Genomic DNA, 18,893 nt, shown 5'->3' with positions numbered 1-18,893 from the left:
TTAGGAAAAAATCCTAAGGAGATTATGTGAGCACTATTATTAATATAGCTGATTCGCAAATTAAAATTCTAGATAAACTATCCAAGAAAAAAATATCAAGAGATAAAATTATTGGGCAAGCTTTAACTAGTTACATTGCTAGTAATGATCACAATAATAAGGCGTTTGAAAACGCTTTTGGACTCTGGAAAGATAAAACATCTAGATAGTTTAGAATATCAGGCTAAATTACGTAATGAGTGGAACGAATGAAAGCTACCTTTCTAATATATTAATAGATTATCTACAATAATGTCATTCCGTTGATCGCACATGGGTGACAACTTAAGGATCGATGTCATTCCCGCGAAGGCGGGAATCCAGGGTAAAGCGAGATAAATCGAGCTTTCCAAAAAAATCTTTTAGACCAAAATTTTTTTATAAATTTTACTTTTCAAATAAAGCTTTAAGGTACTGGATCCCCGCTTTTGCAGGAATGACATAAGAGTCATGCAACAAGGGCACGCAGGTATGATATGAAACGGGCCATGTAATAAGGTCGCGTTTATCTAAGAATAACATACATTTCTCAACTTATGAAAATCAAAACTTATCCTGTGTCTTGTTTATGGTCTGTTATAAAGCCGTATAAATACTGGTATTTTGTTATGATGCTTGGGCCTATTGCAAGCGGCTTTCATCCTATTATATATAATTATGCCGTAAAGCTTTTGCTTGATTTATTTACCCAAAATGAAAAGATTATATTTGCTCAAAGTTATAAACCGATAATATGGTTTGTAGCAGCACAAGCTATACTTGATGGTGCTTGGCGTGCTCATAACTTTGCACAACTTAAAGCAATGCCTCATATCTTTCAAGGCATGATGAATAAAATATGTAATCACTGTTTTAATTTGCTGTATACTTATTTTCAAAATAACCTTTCCGGTTCTATCGTCGGAAGAGTACGGGGCATAGGTGATAATTATTATAAAATGCACCAAGCAATCGAGTATCAATTAAGCAAACCGTTATTAATTACCTTGCTTTCCGGTATTGCACGGGGTCTTACTAATATTAAAGTATTTGTTGTCATTAGTACCTTTATGGCTATTGACTTACTGCTTGCTTTACAGTTTTTTACTAAACTTGCTAAAATGGAACAAGATAAGCAAGATTCTTGGTATAGTAGCTGATTGTATTATAAACATCTTTACTATTTTTTCGTTTGCAGCAAAGCAGCGAGAATTAAATAAAGTAAATGATTATTACCATAATGTACATAACCCTCTAACAATAAAATATTACAAATATGATTTAATTATTTGTATAATACTCAGTTTAGTATATTGGGTATATTTAACAGGTGTATTTGTGTAATTCATTTAACGTAATCTTGGTGAAATTAGTATCGGCGATATTGCTTTTATTATGTCCCTTACTTTTTTAGTTACTGAAAATTCGTGGCATGCCACTATGGAACTTAAAAACTTTTTAGAAGATATAGCAGCGTTTCGCTCCGCCTTTACAATCATGCAAATCCCACAAGGTACTATAGATAAAGAGAATGCTGCTGAATTAAAAATCTTCAAAGGGGAGATTATATTTAAGGATATATCGTTTGCTTATAAAGAGGGGAGTAGTGTATTCCAGTCTCTTAATTTGCATATTAAAGCCGGTGAGAAAGTGGGTGTTGTTAGGCATTCAGGTAGCGGTAAATCCACTTTAATTGCATTATTATTGAAAAATTTTAAAGCCGGAATTGGCGATATTATAATCGATAACCAAAGCCTTTACGATAACTTCCTCTGACAGCCTGTGGGAGCAGATATCATTAATTCCTCAAGATATTATGCTTTTTCATCGCTCAGTAGGTAAGAATATCGGATATGCAAAAGAGAATGCTTCGCCTTGGGAAATAGAAAATGCCGCCAAAGCTGCCAATATCCATGAATTTATGAAAGTTTACCGGAAAAATATAACACCATTGTCGGTGAGAGAGGAGTAAAGCTAAGTGGCGGACAGAGGCAACGTATAGCAATTGCCCGTGCTATTTTCTTAAAAACGCTCCGATTTTGGTTTTAGATGAAGCAACTTCAAGCCTTGATAAGCCATACAGAGCAAGAAGTACATAAATCTATTAATACCATGCTTGATATTGAGAATGTAACAATAATTGCTATAGCCTACAGATTATCTACTATCAAGCATATGGATAGAATTATTGTTATGGATAAAGGCAAGATCGTAGAAGACGGCACTTTTAAGGGACTCTGGGAGCATCAAGTTAACGGATTTGTTTAAACCGGCGTTATTAAGAATATGTAAGGTATCTCTAGGCAACAAAAAGCTAACTATGAAGTTCTCATAACCTAATAAAAGGCATTTATTACATTTATAATCAAATATTTCATGAAACGTTGTTTTGAATTGCTAATCTTTTTTACAAGATGGACAATTTGAATAATTAGAACGTGCATAGGAGTTTCTTGATAACGGTTCTGCTATAGGATAAAAAACTTTCTTTTTTAAACATTTTTGTATTCGCTTACTAATTTTTCTTCCTTTTATAGAAATATCACTATCTAATTCTGCTAATTGTTTTTCCATTAAAGGTTCTAATGTTTATAGCTTGAAAGCTATAAGCTGTAAGCCGCCGCATAATCATTTTGCCAAGAAGTAATTGTTCCTCCGAGATATCGGTCTTTATCATTTATTATATATAAAGGTAGATATCTCCCCTCATCTGTACGTAATACAAGCTGCTCTTCATAAGCTTTTGACCATGAAATAGGATATAAATAGAGAAATTTTGCATTTTCAATATTTTTTTCGATATCAATAGGTATTTCACTAACATAGTCTGCTGTTATTTTAAACTAATTATTACGCCCAATTGCTCTAATTCATCTTTATCTTTCAATGTATGATAGCTTAAATGTGAAGCATGCAAAGCATCTTTATTAGGAATTACTGCATAAAAAACCAATTTATTTTTTGTAGGACTAAAAAATTCTCCATTATTAAATGATATAGTAACAAGATATATATTAGACATAGTTTAAATAAAATTTACCTATTTAGCTAAGAATGCTGCCTTTTATAATCTAACTTAATTGGAGTTTTTTCCTAAATAGTAAGCTTTTTTAGGAATAAACTCCTAAATAGTTATATTAGTATATAAGTAAAGGATAAAAAACATAATTGATTTTAAACATGCTTTAAAGAAAAGTATAAAATACTACTTTTTAAAGAAAAGAATTAGACCCCTAAGGCTTTTTTCCCTTTAGATTGTTCTTGTTCAACTGTTTGAGTATGAGACTTAACTTGAGGGATTGCAAGATCGACTACATGTTCATATCTAACGCCATTTTCAAATAAAACTTGACCGCATTTATTCACTTGAATAACATCTTCTTTAGAGAATTTATTTAAAATAACTTCCGTGATGTTATAAAGGAATTTCCAAGATAGTTCTATTCTTTCTTGTAATGTCAGCTTTTTATTTTCTGGTTTTTGACTATTAAGGGCAACATTTGGCGAATCATCAATATTATCTCCTTCAGCAGGTAATATATTTTTTTTACGTGCTGCTATTTTCTTATACATTAAAAATATTAATAATAATGCTAAGCAACCTATGGCAATTAAAATATGAGTATTAGAATTAGACACTATTTTGCTCTTCCTTGTTGTTGCGTTAAGTTGTGTGTTTTAGAAAGTATAGTAACCACTGCTTTACCTATATTAACTAAGTTAGCTATATCAGGAGTTAGCTTTGCAATTGCTAAGACCGGAGGCGGTAATAAGTTAGTTTTTATTGTTAGACTTATAACATTTCCGAGTTCTTGACTCCCTGGTATTACTCCTATTATTTTTTTTTATGTCGCTTGCAATTTCCGTAGCTTTTTCTGTTGCTTTACATAAGGATTCTATCTTTTCGCCACAAGAAGCTTCCGGATTTAATACTTTTAATAATTCTGTTTTAGCTTCATTTAGATTACCAGAAATAGTATTCTTTACAGAGCTTAATTTGTCAATATTTATATCTTGTGGAATTGCACTTTCAATATTACTTTTTAGTTCTGTTATTTTTTCTTCTACTTCATCTTTGCTTTTTGGTATAGCTTTAGCAGCTTTTACAACATTCTCTAGTGAAGCTTGGTTATTAGGGTTTGTATTTGCTATTTCAATAATTTTTTGAGGCGGTTCTTTTGATATTTCTGAAATTGCGGCAACTTTTTTCGCTTTTTCATAGATGTTTTCAAGCTTCTCATGAGATTTAGCCTCTTCCCTTATTTCTTTTATATCATTATGCAATTTTGTTATTTTTGGCAATAATTTTTTCAGAGTCAATAAGATTATTTACTTTTTCAAGTATTCCGCTTGTTTGTATAAATATTCCAAGCATCGGTATTTGAGTCGATATAACCCCGACTAATATCATTGTCTAATGATTCTATAATTTTTTTAGAAGCTCCAGGATAGAGTTTATCTAATTCTTGCTGAAATTTTAAAATTTGTTCTAAAACATTTAAACATTTTCCTACAATAATCCTGTCAAATAAAAAGATATCTTTTGTTTTTAACTGTTCTTGATATGCTTTCTCAAGCGCTTCAGATAAAGTAGTTATAGATTCTTGGATTGTCCTATTAAAAAGTTTTTCTATTTTTGCTACATCGATATTTTCAGTGTGAGCTAATTCATTTAAAGAATTTTGTAAAATATAAAATAAATGATCTTCTAAATCTTTTACATTCATTTTAAAAGATTTTGTAAAACCTTTTAATTTTATTAAAAGTCTTTGTTGTTCTTTATTTAATCCGCTGAAACTAGAAAAATCAATTATAGACATAAAATTTATTATTTTGTTATCAAATATTAATTAATCTTAAAGCTTTATAATCGTAAAATAAAATGTAAAATAGTTATCATTGCCCTTGAGATTAATTTTTGTTATATTACGTGCTAACATTGCTACAATAGATTTATATTGTTTTATTAGGATATCGGTATATTCTTGAAAGATTAAACTAATCTAACTAACATATTATCAATTATTCAAGAAATTTATGCGTAAATTAACTACATTTATTGTTACATTATTACTAACTAGTTTGGTTGCAGCAGTTGATTTGCAGGAAGCTTTAACTGAAGGATATAAGAATAATGAGGAGCTGAAAGCTACTAGAATTAAGTTTTTAGACTCGATTGAGCAGTTCCCGCGAGCTTTTTCGGGGTTTATGCCTAGTGCCGGATTACAGATTAATAGACAAAATAATAAGACTAAATATAATAAAAAATATGCTGATAGGCTTGGTCTTACTCCAAGGGAAACAGATAGTGATCAAGGTGCATTAACAATTCAACAGTCTCTATTTAATGGTGGTTCTAGCGTTGCGGCTCTTAAAGCTGCTCAAGCAGGATTTAGAGTCGCACGGGGTGCATATTATGCCGGTGAACAAAAAATATTATTAAATTTAATAACTGCGTATCTTGATTGTTTTGAGAGCAAAGCGAAATATGATATTTCCGAAAGTAGAGTTCGCACTAACATACAACAAGTTAACACCGTTGAGGAAAAATTAAGACTTGGAGAAGCAACGGAAGTAGATATAGCAACCGCAAGAGCGGGGCTTGCAGCAGCAGAAACGAATAAACTGGCTGCTTATGCCGATTTTCAAGGAAAAAAAGCAAATTTTATTAGAGTATTTGGAATAGAGCCGACTAATATAACTATGCCTGAGTTACCTAAAATGTTACCTGCTTCATTAGAGGAGTTAACCGGAAGAGCTGCTAAGCTCAATCCTGATATTGATTCGGCAAGGCATAATGTAACTGCGGCTAAAGCTTTAGAAATGGCAGAAAAAGGGAAATTATTACCGCAAGTAAGTGTGCAACTGCAATCCGGTAGCACATACTACAATCCACAAGATGATATAAATGCTAGAAATGTAAATGCTATAAATAATAGAAGCTATACTACTACTCTTTCGGTAAATATCCCTATTTATCCTGAGGGAGGAGCTCAATATTCAAGAATCAGATCGGCTAAAAATCAAACAAGAAATAGTGCAGTTCAGCTTGATAGTGCGATAAAGCAGACCCAAGCAGGGGTTGTAAGCGTGTGGGAGGGATTTGAAGCAGCAAAATCTCGTATTGTTGCCGCTAATCAAGGAGTGGATGCTGCTCAAATATCATATGACGGTACTGTGCAAGAGGAAATAGTCGGATCTAAAACAATATTAGATGTTTTAACTGCCGAAGAAAAATTATACGAAGCAAAAATAACTCGTGTGGATGCGTATAAATCTTCAGTACTTGCGGCATATCAAATGAAATTGTTAACCGGCGAGCTAACGGCTCAAAGTTTAAAACTTAAAGTAAAATATTTTAGTCCTGAAGAAGAGTTTAAGACTATTAAAAAGAAACTGTTTATAGGTTTCTAACGTGAGTAAGGAAAATAAAAAGAACCAAGATATGTCGATAGAAGACATATTACAATCGATTAAAGGAGTAATAAACGAGCGTAAAAATCCTATTCATGAAAATGATAGCGAAGATGAAGATGTATTAGAGCTAACGGAAATAGTAAATCAAGATGAAGAAGAAAAGTTAATATCAACTAAATCTGCTGAAGAGGTAGGTGATATTTTTAAAAGTTTTACCGATACTATTAAAGATAAAAAGCTGGATAATAATATCTCATCTAAAAATGCACTTGAAGAATTAGTCGTTGAGATGTTAAAACCAGAACTTAAAGCTTGGCTTGATAAAAATCTACCTGTACTTGTTAAAGAGTTAGTAGAGATTGAGATAAAGGAATTGGTGCAGAATAGTAAGAGGTAGGGGAGTGAATGTCATTGCAGCGGGGGGAGGTGTATGGCTCGTTTATGTCATTCCCGCGAAAGCGGGAATCCAGCAATTAAAAGGTATATATACAGTAAGTTTTTAATATTAAAAGCTCGATTTATCTCGCTTTACCCTGGATTCCTGCTTTCGCAGGAATGACATCGAATAACCTCCTGCTATCAAATAAATTATTTAATAAGGAATTATATGTTAAATAAATTATGTAAGATATTATTTTTTATAAATCTATTATTAGTGACAGTTCAAAGTTATGCTTCACCTCCGCCATCATTGCCGGCTGCCGAAGTAGATACTAAAGATAAGGATGTTCGCTCTAGTGCTGATATTTCTTTTTTTGATAAATTTAAGCAATTTTTTAGTAAACCAAAAAAGAAAGATATACCCCCTAAACAAGCAAATGAACAAACTAAAGCAGCCCATCAAGAAGAACCAAAGCTAGCTTCCCAAGAGCCTAATGACAATGAACAAGCTGAGCCGTTTATAGATGTCGGTAATACAGCATTGCCTAGTGCTACAAGTGATAACGTTCATACAAATCCCAGTCATGAAAGTAGTGTAAATTTAGCTTCTCATGACATTCAGGAATCTAATGAAGCCGAGGCATCTAAACCTTTTATAGCTATTGGTAGTGCAACGTTACCTAGTGTTACAAGTAATGAAATGCATGAAGAACAAGTTGCTTCTAATGAGCATAATGATACAAATTTAGCTTCTAATATTATAACTCCTAACGTACCGAGACCGATAGTATCTATGCCTCCGGCTCAAGCAGGAAGTTATGTAGTGCCTCCGCAGCGACCGGTGCAAATATATAAACCAAACAATTTGCCGCCTGTGCATAAGCCTATTCCGCTTAATCCCCCTCCTGATGCTAATAAAGAGGAAGAAAGCGTAGCACCGATAGCACCGCCCTCTATACCTAATATGCCTGCTGTTTCTCCGCCTGTGGTTAGCCCGCCGGTAACCCAAGATACTACATCAAGTACTATGCCGACAACAGTACCTCCTGCAGGAACTCCGGCAGTACCTAGTAATGTACCTGCACCTCCGGTAATGCCTACAAATCAACCTTCTACACAGCCTATAACACCGACTAGCCCAAATACACCCGTTACTACTCCGTCTAAAGTAGTTCCTACAACCGATTCTTCGGTGGAACTCAATAACTCACAAGAGACATTTGTAGCTGTTTCAGATGTCCCAAAAAAACAAGATTGGAATACGCCGCTTATACCCGTTGTTGTAGTGAAGCCGAATCAACTTCAGCCTTTAGAGAAGCAAATTAATAATAATCAAACTACAAATAATCAAGAGAAATCATCTCCGGTAAGCTCTCCAAATGTCACGATTCAAAAACAAGATAATAACGTAAATAATGAAACATCGGAATTGGTAACAAAATTTGTTAAAGATGAAACACAAATGTTACTTTTACCTGATGATGATATAGTTCTTGGTAAACTAACAGAGCAGGCAACTTTAGAGCAGATGGATATGTATGCATATATAGAGCTGTGCCAAAAGAAAGAAGAATGGATAGCAAGTGCTGAAAGAAGAAAAGTTGTAGAGAGTTTTATTAAATATGATAATGATATAAATAAAAAGAAAGATATTTATGCCAATCTATCTTATTATAGTGCAGTAGAGAATGCTTTTAGAGCAGTGGATAGAAACAATCTTTTTGGGTTGCGTGCGTTACTTGACGTTTATTCTATATTGCAAGAAAAAGGTAGAAGCGGTGAGACATTACTAACTGCTGCTATTTATAACGATAATTACTATTTAGCAAAATTTTTGGTCATACGAGGTATTAAAATTTCGACTCTAAATGATGAGTGCCAATATCCATTAGATATTGCATTAGCTCAAGGAAACGCTAACATAGCTTGTATATTAATCAAAGCTAAGGGATATAATTGATAAGATTATTTTTATCGTCATTGCGAGCGACTGTAAGGAGCGTGGCAATCTCATGAAATAGTATAAAATCCTGAGATTGCTTCGTCAAAACTTACAGTTTTGCCTCGCAATGACGTAGAATTTTCAAACAATTTCTTTAAAGCTTAATTGCTTTTCTATGTTAAATAGTTTAATTTAGGAGAGAAAATAATTAATTAAATCTCTAATATATGAGCGATTTATTCAGCTTTAACAAAGAAAAGAAAAATAAGCTAGTCGATAATAACTATAGTGCAAAAGATATTGAAGTATTAGAGGGGCTTGAGCCTGTTCGTAAAAGACCGGGGATGTATATCGGGGGTACTGATTCAAATGCTATGCATCATTTAGTATCTGAGGTGCTGGATAATGCTATGGATGAAGCAGTCGCCGGCTTTGCAAGTATCATCACGATAAAAATGCATCATGATCATAGTATTACTATATTTGATAACGGTCGCGGTATCCCTATTGATAATCATCCTAAATTTCCTGACAAATCAGCTTTAGAAGTAATTTTAACTACTCTTCATTCAGGAGGTAAATTCTCAAATAATGTTTATCATACTGCAGGCGGATTGCATGGTGTTGGAATATCGGTAGTAAATGCTTTATCTAAACATTTAGAAATAAAGGTTTATAAACAAGGTAAATTATATAGCCAAAGTTATTCTAAAGGAGAAAAATTAACTGATTTAATATGTGAAGAAGCATATAAAAGGCTAAGAGGTACATCAATAAATTTCACTCCCGATCCAGAAATTTTTAGTGAAAAATTACATTTTAATCCTAAAAAGATTTATGAGCTTGCAAGGTCAAAAGCTTATTTATATCGCGGTGTTACTATAGAATGGGCATGCGAAGTAGAAGTACCGTCAGATATACCTAAAAAGGCATTAATAAGTTTCCCGAACGGTTTAAAAGATTATTTAAGTTCAAAAATAACTTTAGATAATTTAGTTATTCCGGGAATTTTTGCAGGTAATATAGAGTCTACACCGGACAGGATAAAACTTGAATGGGCAATTTGTTGGCAAAATAACGATAGCTCGGCATTTATTCAATCATATTGTAATACTGTTCCGACTCCTCAAGGAGGAACACATGAGCAAGGACTTAAGTCGGCTATTTTACGTGGGCTTAAAGCATATGGTGAAATGATAGGGAATAAAAAAGCTGCTAATCTAACTATTGAGGATATTTTAGAAACCGCAAGTGTCGTACTTTCTATTTTTATAGCTGAGCCGTCTTTTCAAGGACAAACTAAGGAAAAATTAGTATCAAACAGTGTAAGTAAACCGGTCGAGAATATAATAAAAGATCATTTTGACCATTTTCTTAGTAGCGATAAAGCTTTAGCTACTAATTTACTTGAGCATGTAATTAGCATTGCTGAGTTTAGAATCAGTAAGAAAAACGAAAAAAATATTTCCCGTAAAAATGCCACTCAAAAATTACGTTTACCCGGTAAACTTGCCGATTGCACACGCACTTCACCTGAAGGGACGGAATTATTTATTGTAGAAGGTGATTCGGCAGGAGGCTCTGCAAAACAAGCACGTAATAGAGAAACGCAAGCAGTATTACCGCTATGGGGTAAAGTTCTAAATGTTGCGAGTTCTACGCTTGAGAAAATCGTTAATAATCAAGCAATACAAGATTTAGAAATAGCTCTTGCCTGCGGTAGTTTAAAGAATTATAAAAAAGAAAATCTGCGTTACGAAAAAATAATTATTATGACTGATGCAGATGTTGACGGTGCTCATATAGCTTCGCTATTAATGACTTTCTTTTTTTTACGAATGCCGAAATTAGTAGAAGAGGGGCATTTATATCTAGCTAAGCCTCCGCTTTATCGTTTAACGCAGTCTAATAAAACTTATTATGCAGACGATGAAGAGGAAAAAGCTAAGTTAACGGATAAATTATTAAAAGCTAGTAAAGCTAAAATTGAAGTAGGTAGGTTTAAAGGTCTCGGTGAAATGATGCCTGCACAATTAAAGGAAACTACTATGCATCCGGAAAAAAGATCGCTTTTAAAGGTAACTTTAGAAGATTTTCAAAATGTCGATAAAATAGTAGATGATTTAATGGGTAAAAAGCCGGAAAAAAGATTTCAATTTATTTATGAACAGGCTTTAGTTAAAATGGATAAAATTATTAGTGAGCTGGATATTTAATCGTTATTGCGAGGAGCCGTAAGCGACACGGCAATCTCGTCAAATATCCTGAGATTGCTTCGTCAAATTACTTCGTAATTTTCCTCGCCATGACGCTTTGCTTAAAAAACACACATATTTGGAGTATTATGTTATTACGTTTAATTATAACACTATTTTTTATTATAAATTCTATTTGTGCATTTGCAGAAGGAGAAAAAGAAACTGAAAATAAAATATCAAATCAGGAAGCTTATAAGCAATTTCAAGACGTATTTGAACGTATCGAAAAGGCTTATGTACAGGTACCCGATAGGCAGAAAATGATAGATGAAGCAATTAACGGTATGTTAAACTCACTTGATCCTCATTCAAGCTATTATACCGATGAGGATTTAGAAGATATTTTTACTTTTACAAAAGGTGAATTCGGCGGAATCGGTGTTGAAATAATGTATGATAGCGGAGCAATTAAGATAATATCGCCTATTGACGATTTGCCGGCTTTCAAAGCAGGGCTTAAAGGTGGGGATTATATAGTAGGCGTGAATGACGAGTTAGTCTCTACGCTTGGTCCTAATAAAGCTATAAAAGAGATGCGTGGTACGCCTGGTACTAAGGTTAAATTGTTGATAATTAAGGAAGAAGAGGCAAAACCGCAAGAGCTAGAGCTTACTCGCGAAATAGTAAAAATCAAGCCGATAAAAGCACATTTAGAAAAAAATAATATTGCATATATACGTATAACTACTTTTAATGAGTCAACAATTTCTGAGCTGAAGGCAGCAGTAAAGAAGTTAAAAACTGAGAGTAAAGATGACCTTAAAGGTATAATTCTAGATTTACGTAATAATGCCGGAGGTATACTCGATCAAGCTATTGCTGTTAGTGATTATTTTATTGATTCCGGTGTAATTGTAACAACAAAAGGTAGAACTACATCAAGTAATAGCGAAACTAAAGCAAATGAGTTTTCGTTAAAAGCTCCCAAAGTACCTATGATAGTTTTAATAAACGGTAATTCTGCCTCTGCCTCGGAAATAGTTGCCGGAGCTTTGCAAGATCATAAAAGAGCAATAATACTTGGCACTAAGTCTTTCGGTAAAGGATCAGTTCAGGCTTTAACGCAAATCAATTCTAGGGCTGCCGTAAAACTGACTATATCTAAATATTACACCCCAAGCGGTCGTTCTATTCAAGCAGAAGGAATAGAGCCTGATATTTTAATTGAGCCGGCGAAAGTTGAGTATCCAGAAGTGAAAAAAATAGATAAGCGTTTTTCTGAGAGTTCTTTAAAAAATTATTTGAAGAATGATAATGAAAAAAACAAAGATAATTCATCTAAAAATAAAGATAGCAAAAAAGAAACAAAAGCCAAAAATAATAAACAAGAAGAGAATGAATTATCGGAATTATACAAAAAAGATTATCAATTTGCTCGTGCTTATGATGTAATTACAGGGTTGATTCTTAATAAGAAGCTGGAAACAAAAGAGAGAGTTAAACAAGAAGATAAGTAGAGAGGATAATATCATTCTCGGTTTTGCTGCATGGATAGATTCTTCGTCATAAGCTACGGAAAAACTGTAAGTTTTGTACGTACGCAATCTCTCAGGAACCCTGGTTTATGAGATTGCCACGCTCCTTTTAGTCACTCGCAATGACGATTTGGTATGCAAGCAAGCCTTCTGCAGGGATGACATCAGTTGAGTTAAAAATAACTACTAGGTCTTATAATGAACCATAATAAGTATATAGTAAGATTGTCATTTATTATATTGTTTCTTAATATTGTCATAAATATGATGTTTTATCGTTATTTTATGATAAAAGAAATGATAGTAAAACAAGTGGCTTTGGAACATACTAAAATTGTGGAACTTTACACTGATAATATTTGGAATACTCATCAGAACGTAATTAGTAAATTACATAAATTCGATTATTTAAAACTATTACAAGATCAAGATTTTATTAATTTTGTAAAGATTACCGCTCAATGGTTCACCAATCTTAATATTAATATTTCTCTCTACGATCTCAAAGGTAATAAATTCATCACTAGTAATATGTTACATATGTATAGTGTAGACAATTATAAAGATGATAGTTTGGTTGAGATAGTTACCGCAAAAATCGATAAATTTTTTTTAAAATCCTTTACTTCAAAAGCTCCGCTTCGAGATGCTTTTGAAGGTATTACAAGTCATATATTATTACCAAGGGTAGTAATAGAAAATGAAAGTGATTTAACAGTGGAAGAGGCTTCTTTTGTTACTAGCTATATCCCTGTTATAGATAATAATTTAGATTTTCCCGTAGATGCAGTATTTGAGATTAACACTAATATTACCAGCCAGTGGCAAAATATAACCTCTCTTGAGCAAAAGGTTTTTATAACTTTTATCATTATTTTTATAATATTCTGCACTATAATTATTAGTAATACTAACTATGCTAGACAAATTATTGAGGAGCAGCTTGAAACAAATAGAAATTTAAAAGCTCAAATAGTAAAAGTAGAAAAAACCAGCTCTTCAAATACAAAGTTTTTTGCTAATATTAGTCATGAATTGCGTACACCGCTTAATGCTATAATAGGCTTTTCGGAAATTCTTATGTCGGAAAGAGATGCAGAAAAAAGTAAAAATTATATTAAAGATATAAATGATGCCGGTAAGCATTTGCTTAGTATGATTAATGATATTTTAGATCTTTCTAAAGCTTCTGCCGATAAATTAAAAGTAGATAGTATAGATCTTGATTTAAATAAATTAATTAGTTCTTCGCTGATACTTGTTAAGCCTCGTGCCGATCAAGCCGAAGTGGCTTTAATTAGTAGATTACCGAAGGAGCATGTGGTTATAAAGGCTGATCCAAAAAGGCTAAAACAAGTATTCTTAAATCTTTTATCAAATGCCGTGAAATTTACAAATTCCGGAGGAAGTGTTACTATTGCACTTGAAAAAGATGCGTTAGCAAAATTAGTATATATAAAAGTTATAGATACCGGTATCGGTATTGAGGAAAAAGATATCCCAAAAACTTTATCGGCGTTCGGTCAAATTGATAGTGAGCTTAGTAGAAAATATGAAGGTACCGGTCTTGGGTTGCCGCTTACTAAAAAGCTGATTGAACTTATGAACGGTAAATTTGATTTGCAAAGTAAGATAAATGAAGGTACCACCATAACAATAACTTTTACATATGACGGTAGTATTGAAATATAAAAAATTGTGTGGAATATTAAAAAATTTTCGGTATTATAAAAAAATTATAAATTTTTAAAAAATATATGAAACTGATTATCTTATTATTTACTTTTTTATTTTCTATGTTTTCTTTCGGAGAAAGCGAAACTATTAAAGGAAAGCCTTTAAAATATGCAGCAAATAATGATTTTGAAAATAGACTAGATGAACAGGAACAAGAAATCAGAAGGCTAATCGGTAAAGTTGAGGTTTTACAGCATAAAATTGATATGCTAACGCAGAACTCAAATATTTCAAATCAAGAAGAAAATACTGAAGTTTTAGAAGCCGGTGATTCAAAAAAACAAGATGTTTTTGATATAGCTTTGCTTAAAGATATGCCGGATAATGCTCCTAAAAAACCTATTGCGGTTAATAAGGATATAGCTCCTGATAAGCAAGCCTACGATTTAGCTCTTGCTGCTTATAAAGATAATAAACTTACTGAAGCAAAAGATAAGTTTAAAAATTTTATCCAAAAATATCCTAACAGTTCGCTAATTAGTAATGTTTATTTCTGGTATGGGGAATGCTTTTTTAAACAAAAATACTATAACGGGGCAGCGGTTAACTATTTAAAAGGCTATAAAGAGTCACCGAAAGGGGTAAAATCTTCCGATGGGTTATTGAAGTTAGCACTTTCCTTAGGTGAACTAAAAAAAACTCAGGAAGCATGTAATATGCTTGCTAAGCTTGATAAGGAATTTCCAACTAATAGAACTGCCGTATCCAAGAAAATGGCAGAAGATGCCAAGATTAAATTTGGCTGTAAAAATAAATAAAAATAATAAAATATGACTGATATTTTGGATGAAGTACTGAGTGATCAAAATGAAGAAAAAAGGTTAATTTTTTTCAAAAAGCTTTTACCTATAATAATAATCATTTCTATAATAGCTATTACTATAATGGTTGTTATTAATAATAATAAAGATAAAAGAATTAAAAATAACCAAAAAAACGGAGATATTCTTGTTAAGACTGTTGGTTTGGAAACAACAAAAGATAATGAAGAATTAGTTTTTAACACTTTAGAGAATTTAGTTACTACTAGTAATACTAAAATCAAAGAAATAGCTGCATTAGAACAAGTAGCCATAAAGATTTCAGAAAAAAAATATTCAGAAGCGAAAGACCTGCTTAATAAAATTATTGAAAATAAAGAATATTCCGAAATTTCTACTTCTTATGCACGTGTTTCATGGTGTGGTCTTGTTATTGATGATCAAAATCTAGATATTCAAGATAAAGAGAAATTGACCAAATATTTAAACTATTTTGATGACAAGAAAAAACCTTTTTGGGCTACAGCAACTATTATAAAAGCTATGTGGGATATTAAGAATAATATGAAACCGCAAGCAGAAAAAAATCTAAAAAATTTATTAATTTCAAATAATGTATCTGATCTAATAAAAGATCAGGCTAAAGCATTGCTTGTAAATTTAAATAAATAATAATTCGTACTTAAGGAAAAATATGACAAAAAAAATAGCACTTCTGTTATTATCGTTTATTTTAATTTCATGTAACGGGCTTGGACCAAAAAGGGTAAAAAATATTGTTGAGTTGACTCCTAAATTAGCAATTCAGACTCATGAGCCTATATATTTAGATTCTAATGCAAATATATATGCATTTAATGCAAATATGCTTAAGAATAAACAGTATAGTTTCGCTAGACGCAAAACGATTACTGAGCCGGTTTTTATAGGCGATATGATTTATGCATTGGATATTAGATCGAATATTTCTGCATTTTCTATAGAGAAAAATAAGATTATTTGGTCTTATAATTTAAGTAGACATAAAAAAGATAATTATATAGGTGGCGGAATTTTACACCATAACGGAAAATTATACGTAACATACGGTTCAAGGTTGTTAGTAGTGCTAGATGCAAAATCAGGTTATGAAATAATTAGAAAAGAACTTCCGGATATTATGAGAATTAAGCCTATTGTGCTCAATGATGATACTGTCTTAGTGCAAACTATCAGTAATCAAACTATTGCCTTAAATACAGAAACTTTAAAAACCGTATGGGAACACGAAAGCCTAGCGGAAGTTTTGTCGGCTAGTTATTTTATGACGCCGATAGTACAGTATGACAATGTAATAGTAACTTATAATTCCGGGCAAATACTTGCCTTAAATATAACAAACGGTGAAGTAAAATGGAATTTTGAGTTTGCAAATCTTAATGATCGTACAGCTATACCGGATTTTGACGAATCAAGTATTTTATGTACTCCCGTTCATGATAATATGAATCTGTATATAGCAACCGGTCTTGGTAAGCTTATGAAGCTTAATGTAGCAACTGGTAGTGTGATTTGGCAGGTAAATGCCGAGGATATTCAATCAATGTCTTTAATCGGTAATAGCCTATTTGTAACAAATAATGCTAGACAAATAGCAGCATTTAATCCTGAAACAGGGAAAGTAAAGTTTGTAGCTGATTTAAATGATGGGCAAGATCCTAAGAAACTAAAATCTGCTGCTTTTTTAGTACCTTTTGTTGGAGTTGATAATAACAATAAGCGAAGTTTAAATGTTATTTCCGTCAACGGTGTTTTATATAGTTTTGATGTTGATAATAATGGATTAAATATGATACCTCATATTGTCAAAATTATAAAAAATATTCGTTATTATGGGCTAAGAGCAAATAATAATTTATATTTTTCTACCGATAGAAAAATAATATTCGGAAGTAAATAAATTATATTTAGCTTGACAGATAGCGGGTATTAATGCTATTAAATATGTTGCTTGCTTCTTTAATTTTAAATTCTAATTAAAAAGATACTATTGTGAAAACTTACTCGGCAAAGCCATCGGAAATTGAAAAGAAATGGTGGGTCATAGACGCAAAAAATATTGTACTAGGACGACTCGCTAGCAGTGTTGCTAATATGCTACGCGGTAAGCATAAGCCTAGCTTTACACCTCATTTAGATTGTGGTGATAATATAATCATAATAAATGCGGAGCATGTAAAATTAACAGGTAAAAAAGCGAATCCCAAAGACGGAAAAATATATTACAGATATACAGGATTTCCAGGTGGGATAAAAGATACTACGGCAGGTAAAATCTTAAGTGGTAAACACCCTGAGAGAGTTATTAAAATGGCCGTAAAAAGAATGATTACAAGAAATGCTTTAGGTGCTAAGCAAATGAGTAATTTGTATGTTTATGCAAATGGTGCTCATCCTCATATGGCACAGCAACCTACTGTTTATGATTTTGCAAGCCAAAATCCAAAAAATAAAAAGTAATAGAATATGCCCGAGTTAAAAATTAAAACAGAAAAAGTAGAAAAGCAGTTAACTAAAGAACCTTTAGTGTTAAAAACTCCTAAAGAAAAAATAGATAATTTAGGCAAGTTTTATGCTACAGGTAAAAGAAAAAATGCTATAGCACGAGTATGGCTTAAAGTAGGCAAAGGAAAAATAGTTGTTAATAAAAAAACAATAGCCCAGTATTTTCCTTCTGAAACTTATGTGAAAACTATCTTACAGCCGTTTGTCTTAACAAAAACTATTGATCAGTATGATATAATTTGTACTGTTAAAGGTGGAGGCATGTCAGGACAGAAAGGTGCTATTTTACATGGAATTTCTAAAGCTCTAGATAAATCTGCTCCGGATTTTCATGCTATTTTGCGTAAAGGCGGTCTTTTAACACGTGATTCTAGGGTAGTAGAGCGTAAGAAATACGGACAACGTAAAGCACGTAAGAAAACACAATTCTCTAAACGTTAAGATAAAATTTGAGAAGTTGCTAGTCAATTGTTGCATGGATCAATTTTTTTATTGTCATCCCGCGACTTGATCATGGGGTCCAGCTTAAAATATTTAAATTATTAATATTTTAAGTTATTTTTTGGGGGATGCCGTGGTCAAGCTACGGTATGACACTAAGTACATTTTCCAAGTCATGCAACCGCTTTTATCTAGAATGACACTTCTTAACAAATTATATAAACACTTTTCCCCTGGCGGGGTAGCTCAGCTGGTTAGAGCGACGGAATCATAATCCGTGTGTCGGGGGTTCAAATCCCTCCCTCGCTACCATTCTATCCGTCTTTTTTATAGTTCTATAGTAAACTGATTTGAACTTTGTGCTTCGTTGTTCATCCTCTCGTCTATTATATATATAGGCTCTACCTTCGTGCCTGTCACAAAATAGGGTTGAGTTTACTATAGTACTGTTAACAGTCCCATAGTTTTTAATAAAATTTTGTATAAGATAAATATTAGACTTCTTGCATAATCTATTTTATAAAGAGGAATTTGAAGGAGGCACGGAACATAGAGCCGGGGCGTAGCCAAATCCATGTAAGGATTCGAGTACCGGATCGACATACAAATTACCTTTAGAAAGAGATTATGCAAGGAGTCTATTTTATATTAGGTTCTGTGAAGATCTCTAAAACGATTGGATCAAATAGCAGCATTTAATCCTGAAACAGGGAAAGTAAAGTTTGTAGCTGATTTAAATGATGGGCAAGATCCTAAGAAACTAAAATCTGCTGCTTTTTTAGTACCTTTTGTTGGAGTTGATAATAACAATAAGCGAAGTTTAAATGTTATTTCCGTCAACGGTGTTTTATATAGTTTTGATGTTGATAATAATGGATTAAATATGATACCTCATATTGTCAAAATTATAAAAAATATT

Annotated in this window: 21 protein-coding genes, 1 tRNA gene and 3 pseudogenes; 20 read left to right on the top strand and 5 right to left on the bottom strand. The window is 32.4% G+C overall.

Annotated elements, in window-relative coordinates:
* Positions 1 to 26 precede the first annotated feature (26 nt).
* The 6 genes and pseudogenes from O6R16_RS04015 (at position 27) to O6R16_RS03990 (ending at position 2,286) form a co-directional block, all read left to right on the top strand.
* Positions 27 to 252: pseudogene (locus O6R16_RS04015) on the top strand (hypothetical protein).
* Between the two features lie 323 nt (positions 253 to 575).
* The gene (locus tag O6R16_RS04010) at positions 576 to 1,178 is read left to right on the top strand and encodes a hypothetical protein (RefSeq protein ID WP_499680115.1); all 603 of its coding nucleotides are present in this window, start codon (positions 576 to 578) and stop codon (positions 1,176 to 1,178) included.
* 235 nt (positions 1,179 to 1,413) lie between these two features.
* A complete protein-coding gene (locus tag O6R16_RS04005; RefSeq protein ID WP_499680114.1) occupies positions 1,414 to 1,794 on the top strand; it encodes an ATP-binding cassette domain-containing protein in 381 nt (126 codons plus the stop codon).
* 40 nt (positions 1,795 to 1,834) lie between these two features.
* A complete protein-coding gene (locus O6R16_RS04000; protein WP_499680113.1) occupies positions 1,835 to 1,990 on the top strand; it encodes a hypothetical protein in 156 nt (51 codons plus the stop codon).
* On the top strand, positions 1,936 to 2,067 hold the full coding sequence (locus O6R16_RS03995; RefSeq protein ID WP_499680135.1) for an ATP-binding cassette domain-containing protein: 132 nt from the start codon (positions 1,936 to 1,938) through the stop codon (positions 2,065 to 2,067). Before O6R16_RS04000 ends, O6R16_RS03995 begins: the two co-directional genes overlap by 55 nt.
* Positions 2,068 to 2,286 carry a multidrug ABC transporter permease gene (locus O6R16_RS03990; RefSeq protein ID WP_499680112.1) on the top strand — a complete coding sequence of 73 codons (219 nt, stop codon included), beginning with the start codon at positions 2,068 to 2,070 and terminating at the stop codon, positions 2,284 to 2,286.
* 129 nt (positions 2,287 to 2,415) lie between these two features.
* Here the strand turns inward: O6R16_RS03990 and O6R16_RS03985 are convergent, their stop codons facing one another.
* The 5 genes from O6R16_RS03985 to O6R16_RS03965 form a co-directional block, all read right to left on the bottom strand.
* Entirely contained in the window at positions 2,416 to 2,592 is a 177-nt protein-coding gene (locus O6R16_RS03985; RefSeq protein WP_499680111.1) for a hypothetical protein, read from the bottom strand.
* Between the two features lie 259 nt (positions 2,593 to 2,851).
* Positions 2,852 to 3,040 carry a hypothetical protein gene (locus O6R16_RS03980; protein ID WP_499680110.1) on the bottom strand — a complete coding sequence of 63 codons (189 nt, stop codon included), beginning with the start codon at positions 3,038 to 3,040 and terminating at the stop codon, positions 2,852 to 2,854.
* A gap of 203 nt (positions 3,041 to 3,243) precedes the next feature.
* Positions 3,244 to 3,657, bottom strand: a complete 414-nt coding sequence (locus O6R16_RS03975) for a DUF2660 domain-containing protein (RefSeq protein WP_499680109.1) — start codon at positions 3,655 to 3,657, stop codon at positions 3,244 to 3,246.
* Between the two features lie 135 nt (positions 3,658 to 3,792).
* Positions 3,793 to 4,338, bottom strand: coding sequence for a hypothetical protein (locus O6R16_RS03970; protein WP_499680108.1), 546 nt, complete (start codon positions 4,336 to 4,338; stop codon positions 3,793 to 3,795).
* A gap of 17 nt (positions 4,339 to 4,355) precedes the next feature.
* Positions 4,356 to 4,838, bottom strand: a complete 483-nt coding sequence (locus O6R16_RS03965) for a hypothetical protein (RefSeq protein WP_499680107.1) — start codon at positions 4,836 to 4,838, stop codon at positions 4,356 to 4,358.
* A 217-nt stretch (positions 4,839 to 5,055) separates the two neighbouring features.
* Here O6R16_RS03965 and O6R16_RS03960 point away from each other — a divergent pair, with 217 nt between their 5' ends.
* The 14 genes and pseudogenes from O6R16_RS03960 to O6R16_RS03895 form a co-directional block, all read left to right on the top strand.
* Positions 5,056 to 6,432 carry a TolC family protein gene (locus O6R16_RS03960; protein WP_499680106.1) on the top strand — a complete coding sequence of 459 codons (1,377 nt, stop codon included), beginning with the start codon at positions 5,056 to 5,058 and terminating at the stop codon, positions 6,430 to 6,432.
* 1 nt (position 6,433) lies between these two features.
* Positions 6,434 to 6,832, top strand: coding sequence for a DUF2497 domain-containing protein (locus tag O6R16_RS03955; protein WP_499680105.1), 399 nt, complete (start codon positions 6,434 to 6,436; stop codon positions 6,830 to 6,832).
* A 4-nt stretch (positions 6,833 to 6,836) separates the two neighbouring features.
* Positions 6,837 to 7,053 (top strand): annotated as a pseudogene (locus O6R16_RS03950) (hypothetical protein).
* Entirely contained in the window at positions 7,043 to 8,776 is a 1,734-nt protein-coding gene (locus tag O6R16_RS03945; RefSeq protein ID WP_499680104.1) for an ankyrin repeat domain-containing protein, read from the top strand. The pseudogene O6R16_RS03950 and the gene O6R16_RS03945 overlap by 11 nt, the downstream one beginning before the upstream one ends.
* 209 nt (positions 8,777 to 8,985) lie before the next feature.
* Entirely contained in the window at positions 8,986 to 10,974 is a 1,989-nt protein-coding gene (gene parE, locus O6R16_RS03940) for a DNA topoisomerase IV subunit B (RefSeq protein ID WP_499680103.1), read from the top strand.
* A gap of 128 nt (positions 10,975 to 11,102) precedes the next feature.
* A complete protein-coding gene (locus O6R16_RS03935; protein WP_499680102.1) occupies positions 11,103 to 12,473 on the top strand; it encodes a S41 family peptidase in 1,371 nt (456 codons plus the stop codon).
* Positions 12,474 to 12,689: 216 nt separating this feature from the next.
* A complete protein-coding gene (locus O6R16_RS03930; RefSeq protein ID WP_499680101.1) occupies positions 12,690 to 14,183 on the top strand; it encodes a sensor histidine kinase in 1,494 nt (497 codons plus the stop codon).
* Between the two features lie 65 nt (positions 14,184 to 14,248).
* Positions 14,249 to 14,986, top strand: a complete 738-nt coding sequence (gene ybgF, locus O6R16_RS03925; RefSeq protein WP_499680100.1) for a tol-pal system protein YbgF — start codon at positions 14,249 to 14,251, stop codon at positions 14,984 to 14,986.
* A 12-nt stretch (positions 14,987 to 14,998) separates the two neighbouring features.
* The gene (locus tag O6R16_RS03920) at positions 14,999 to 15,661 is read left to right on the top strand and encodes a DUF2659 family protein (protein WP_499680099.1); all 663 of its coding nucleotides are present in this window, start codon (positions 14,999 to 15,001) and stop codon (positions 15,659 to 15,661) included.
* 22 nt (positions 15,662 to 15,683) lie between these two features.
* Positions 15,684 to 16,928: an outer membrane protein assembly factor BamB gene (locus tag O6R16_RS03915; protein ID WP_499680098.1), complete on the top strand. Its 1,245-nt coding sequence runs from the start codon at positions 15,684 to 15,686 to the stop codon at positions 16,926 to 16,928.
* Positions 16,929 to 17,020: 92 nt separating this feature from the next.
* A complete protein-coding gene (gene rplM / locus O6R16_RS03910; protein WP_499680097.1) occupies positions 17,021 to 17,488 on the top strand; it encodes a 50S ribosomal protein L13 in 468 nt (155 codons plus the stop codon).
* 6 nt (positions 17,489 to 17,494) lie between these two features.
* Entirely contained in the window at positions 17,495 to 17,974 is a 480-nt protein-coding gene (rpsI, locus tag O6R16_RS03905; protein WP_499680096.1) for a 30S ribosomal protein S9, read from the top strand.
* Positions 17,975 to 18,209: 235 nt separating this feature from the next.
* Positions 18,210 to 18,286: transfer RNA gene (locus O6R16_RS03900), tRNA-Met, on the top strand.
* 370 nt (positions 18,287 to 18,656) lie between these two features.
* Positions 18,657 to 18,893: pseudogene (locus O6R16_RS03895) on the top strand (outer membrane protein assembly factor BamB); the annotation flags it as partial.

This window comes from Candidatus Rickettsia tasmaniensis (assembly GCF_036857515.1).
GTDB classification, from domain to species: domain Bacteria; phylum Pseudomonadota; class Alphaproteobacteria; order Rickettsiales; family Rickettsiaceae; genus Rickettsia; species Rickettsia rickettsii.
This window is presented reverse-complemented; position numbering and strand designations above follow the sequence as displayed.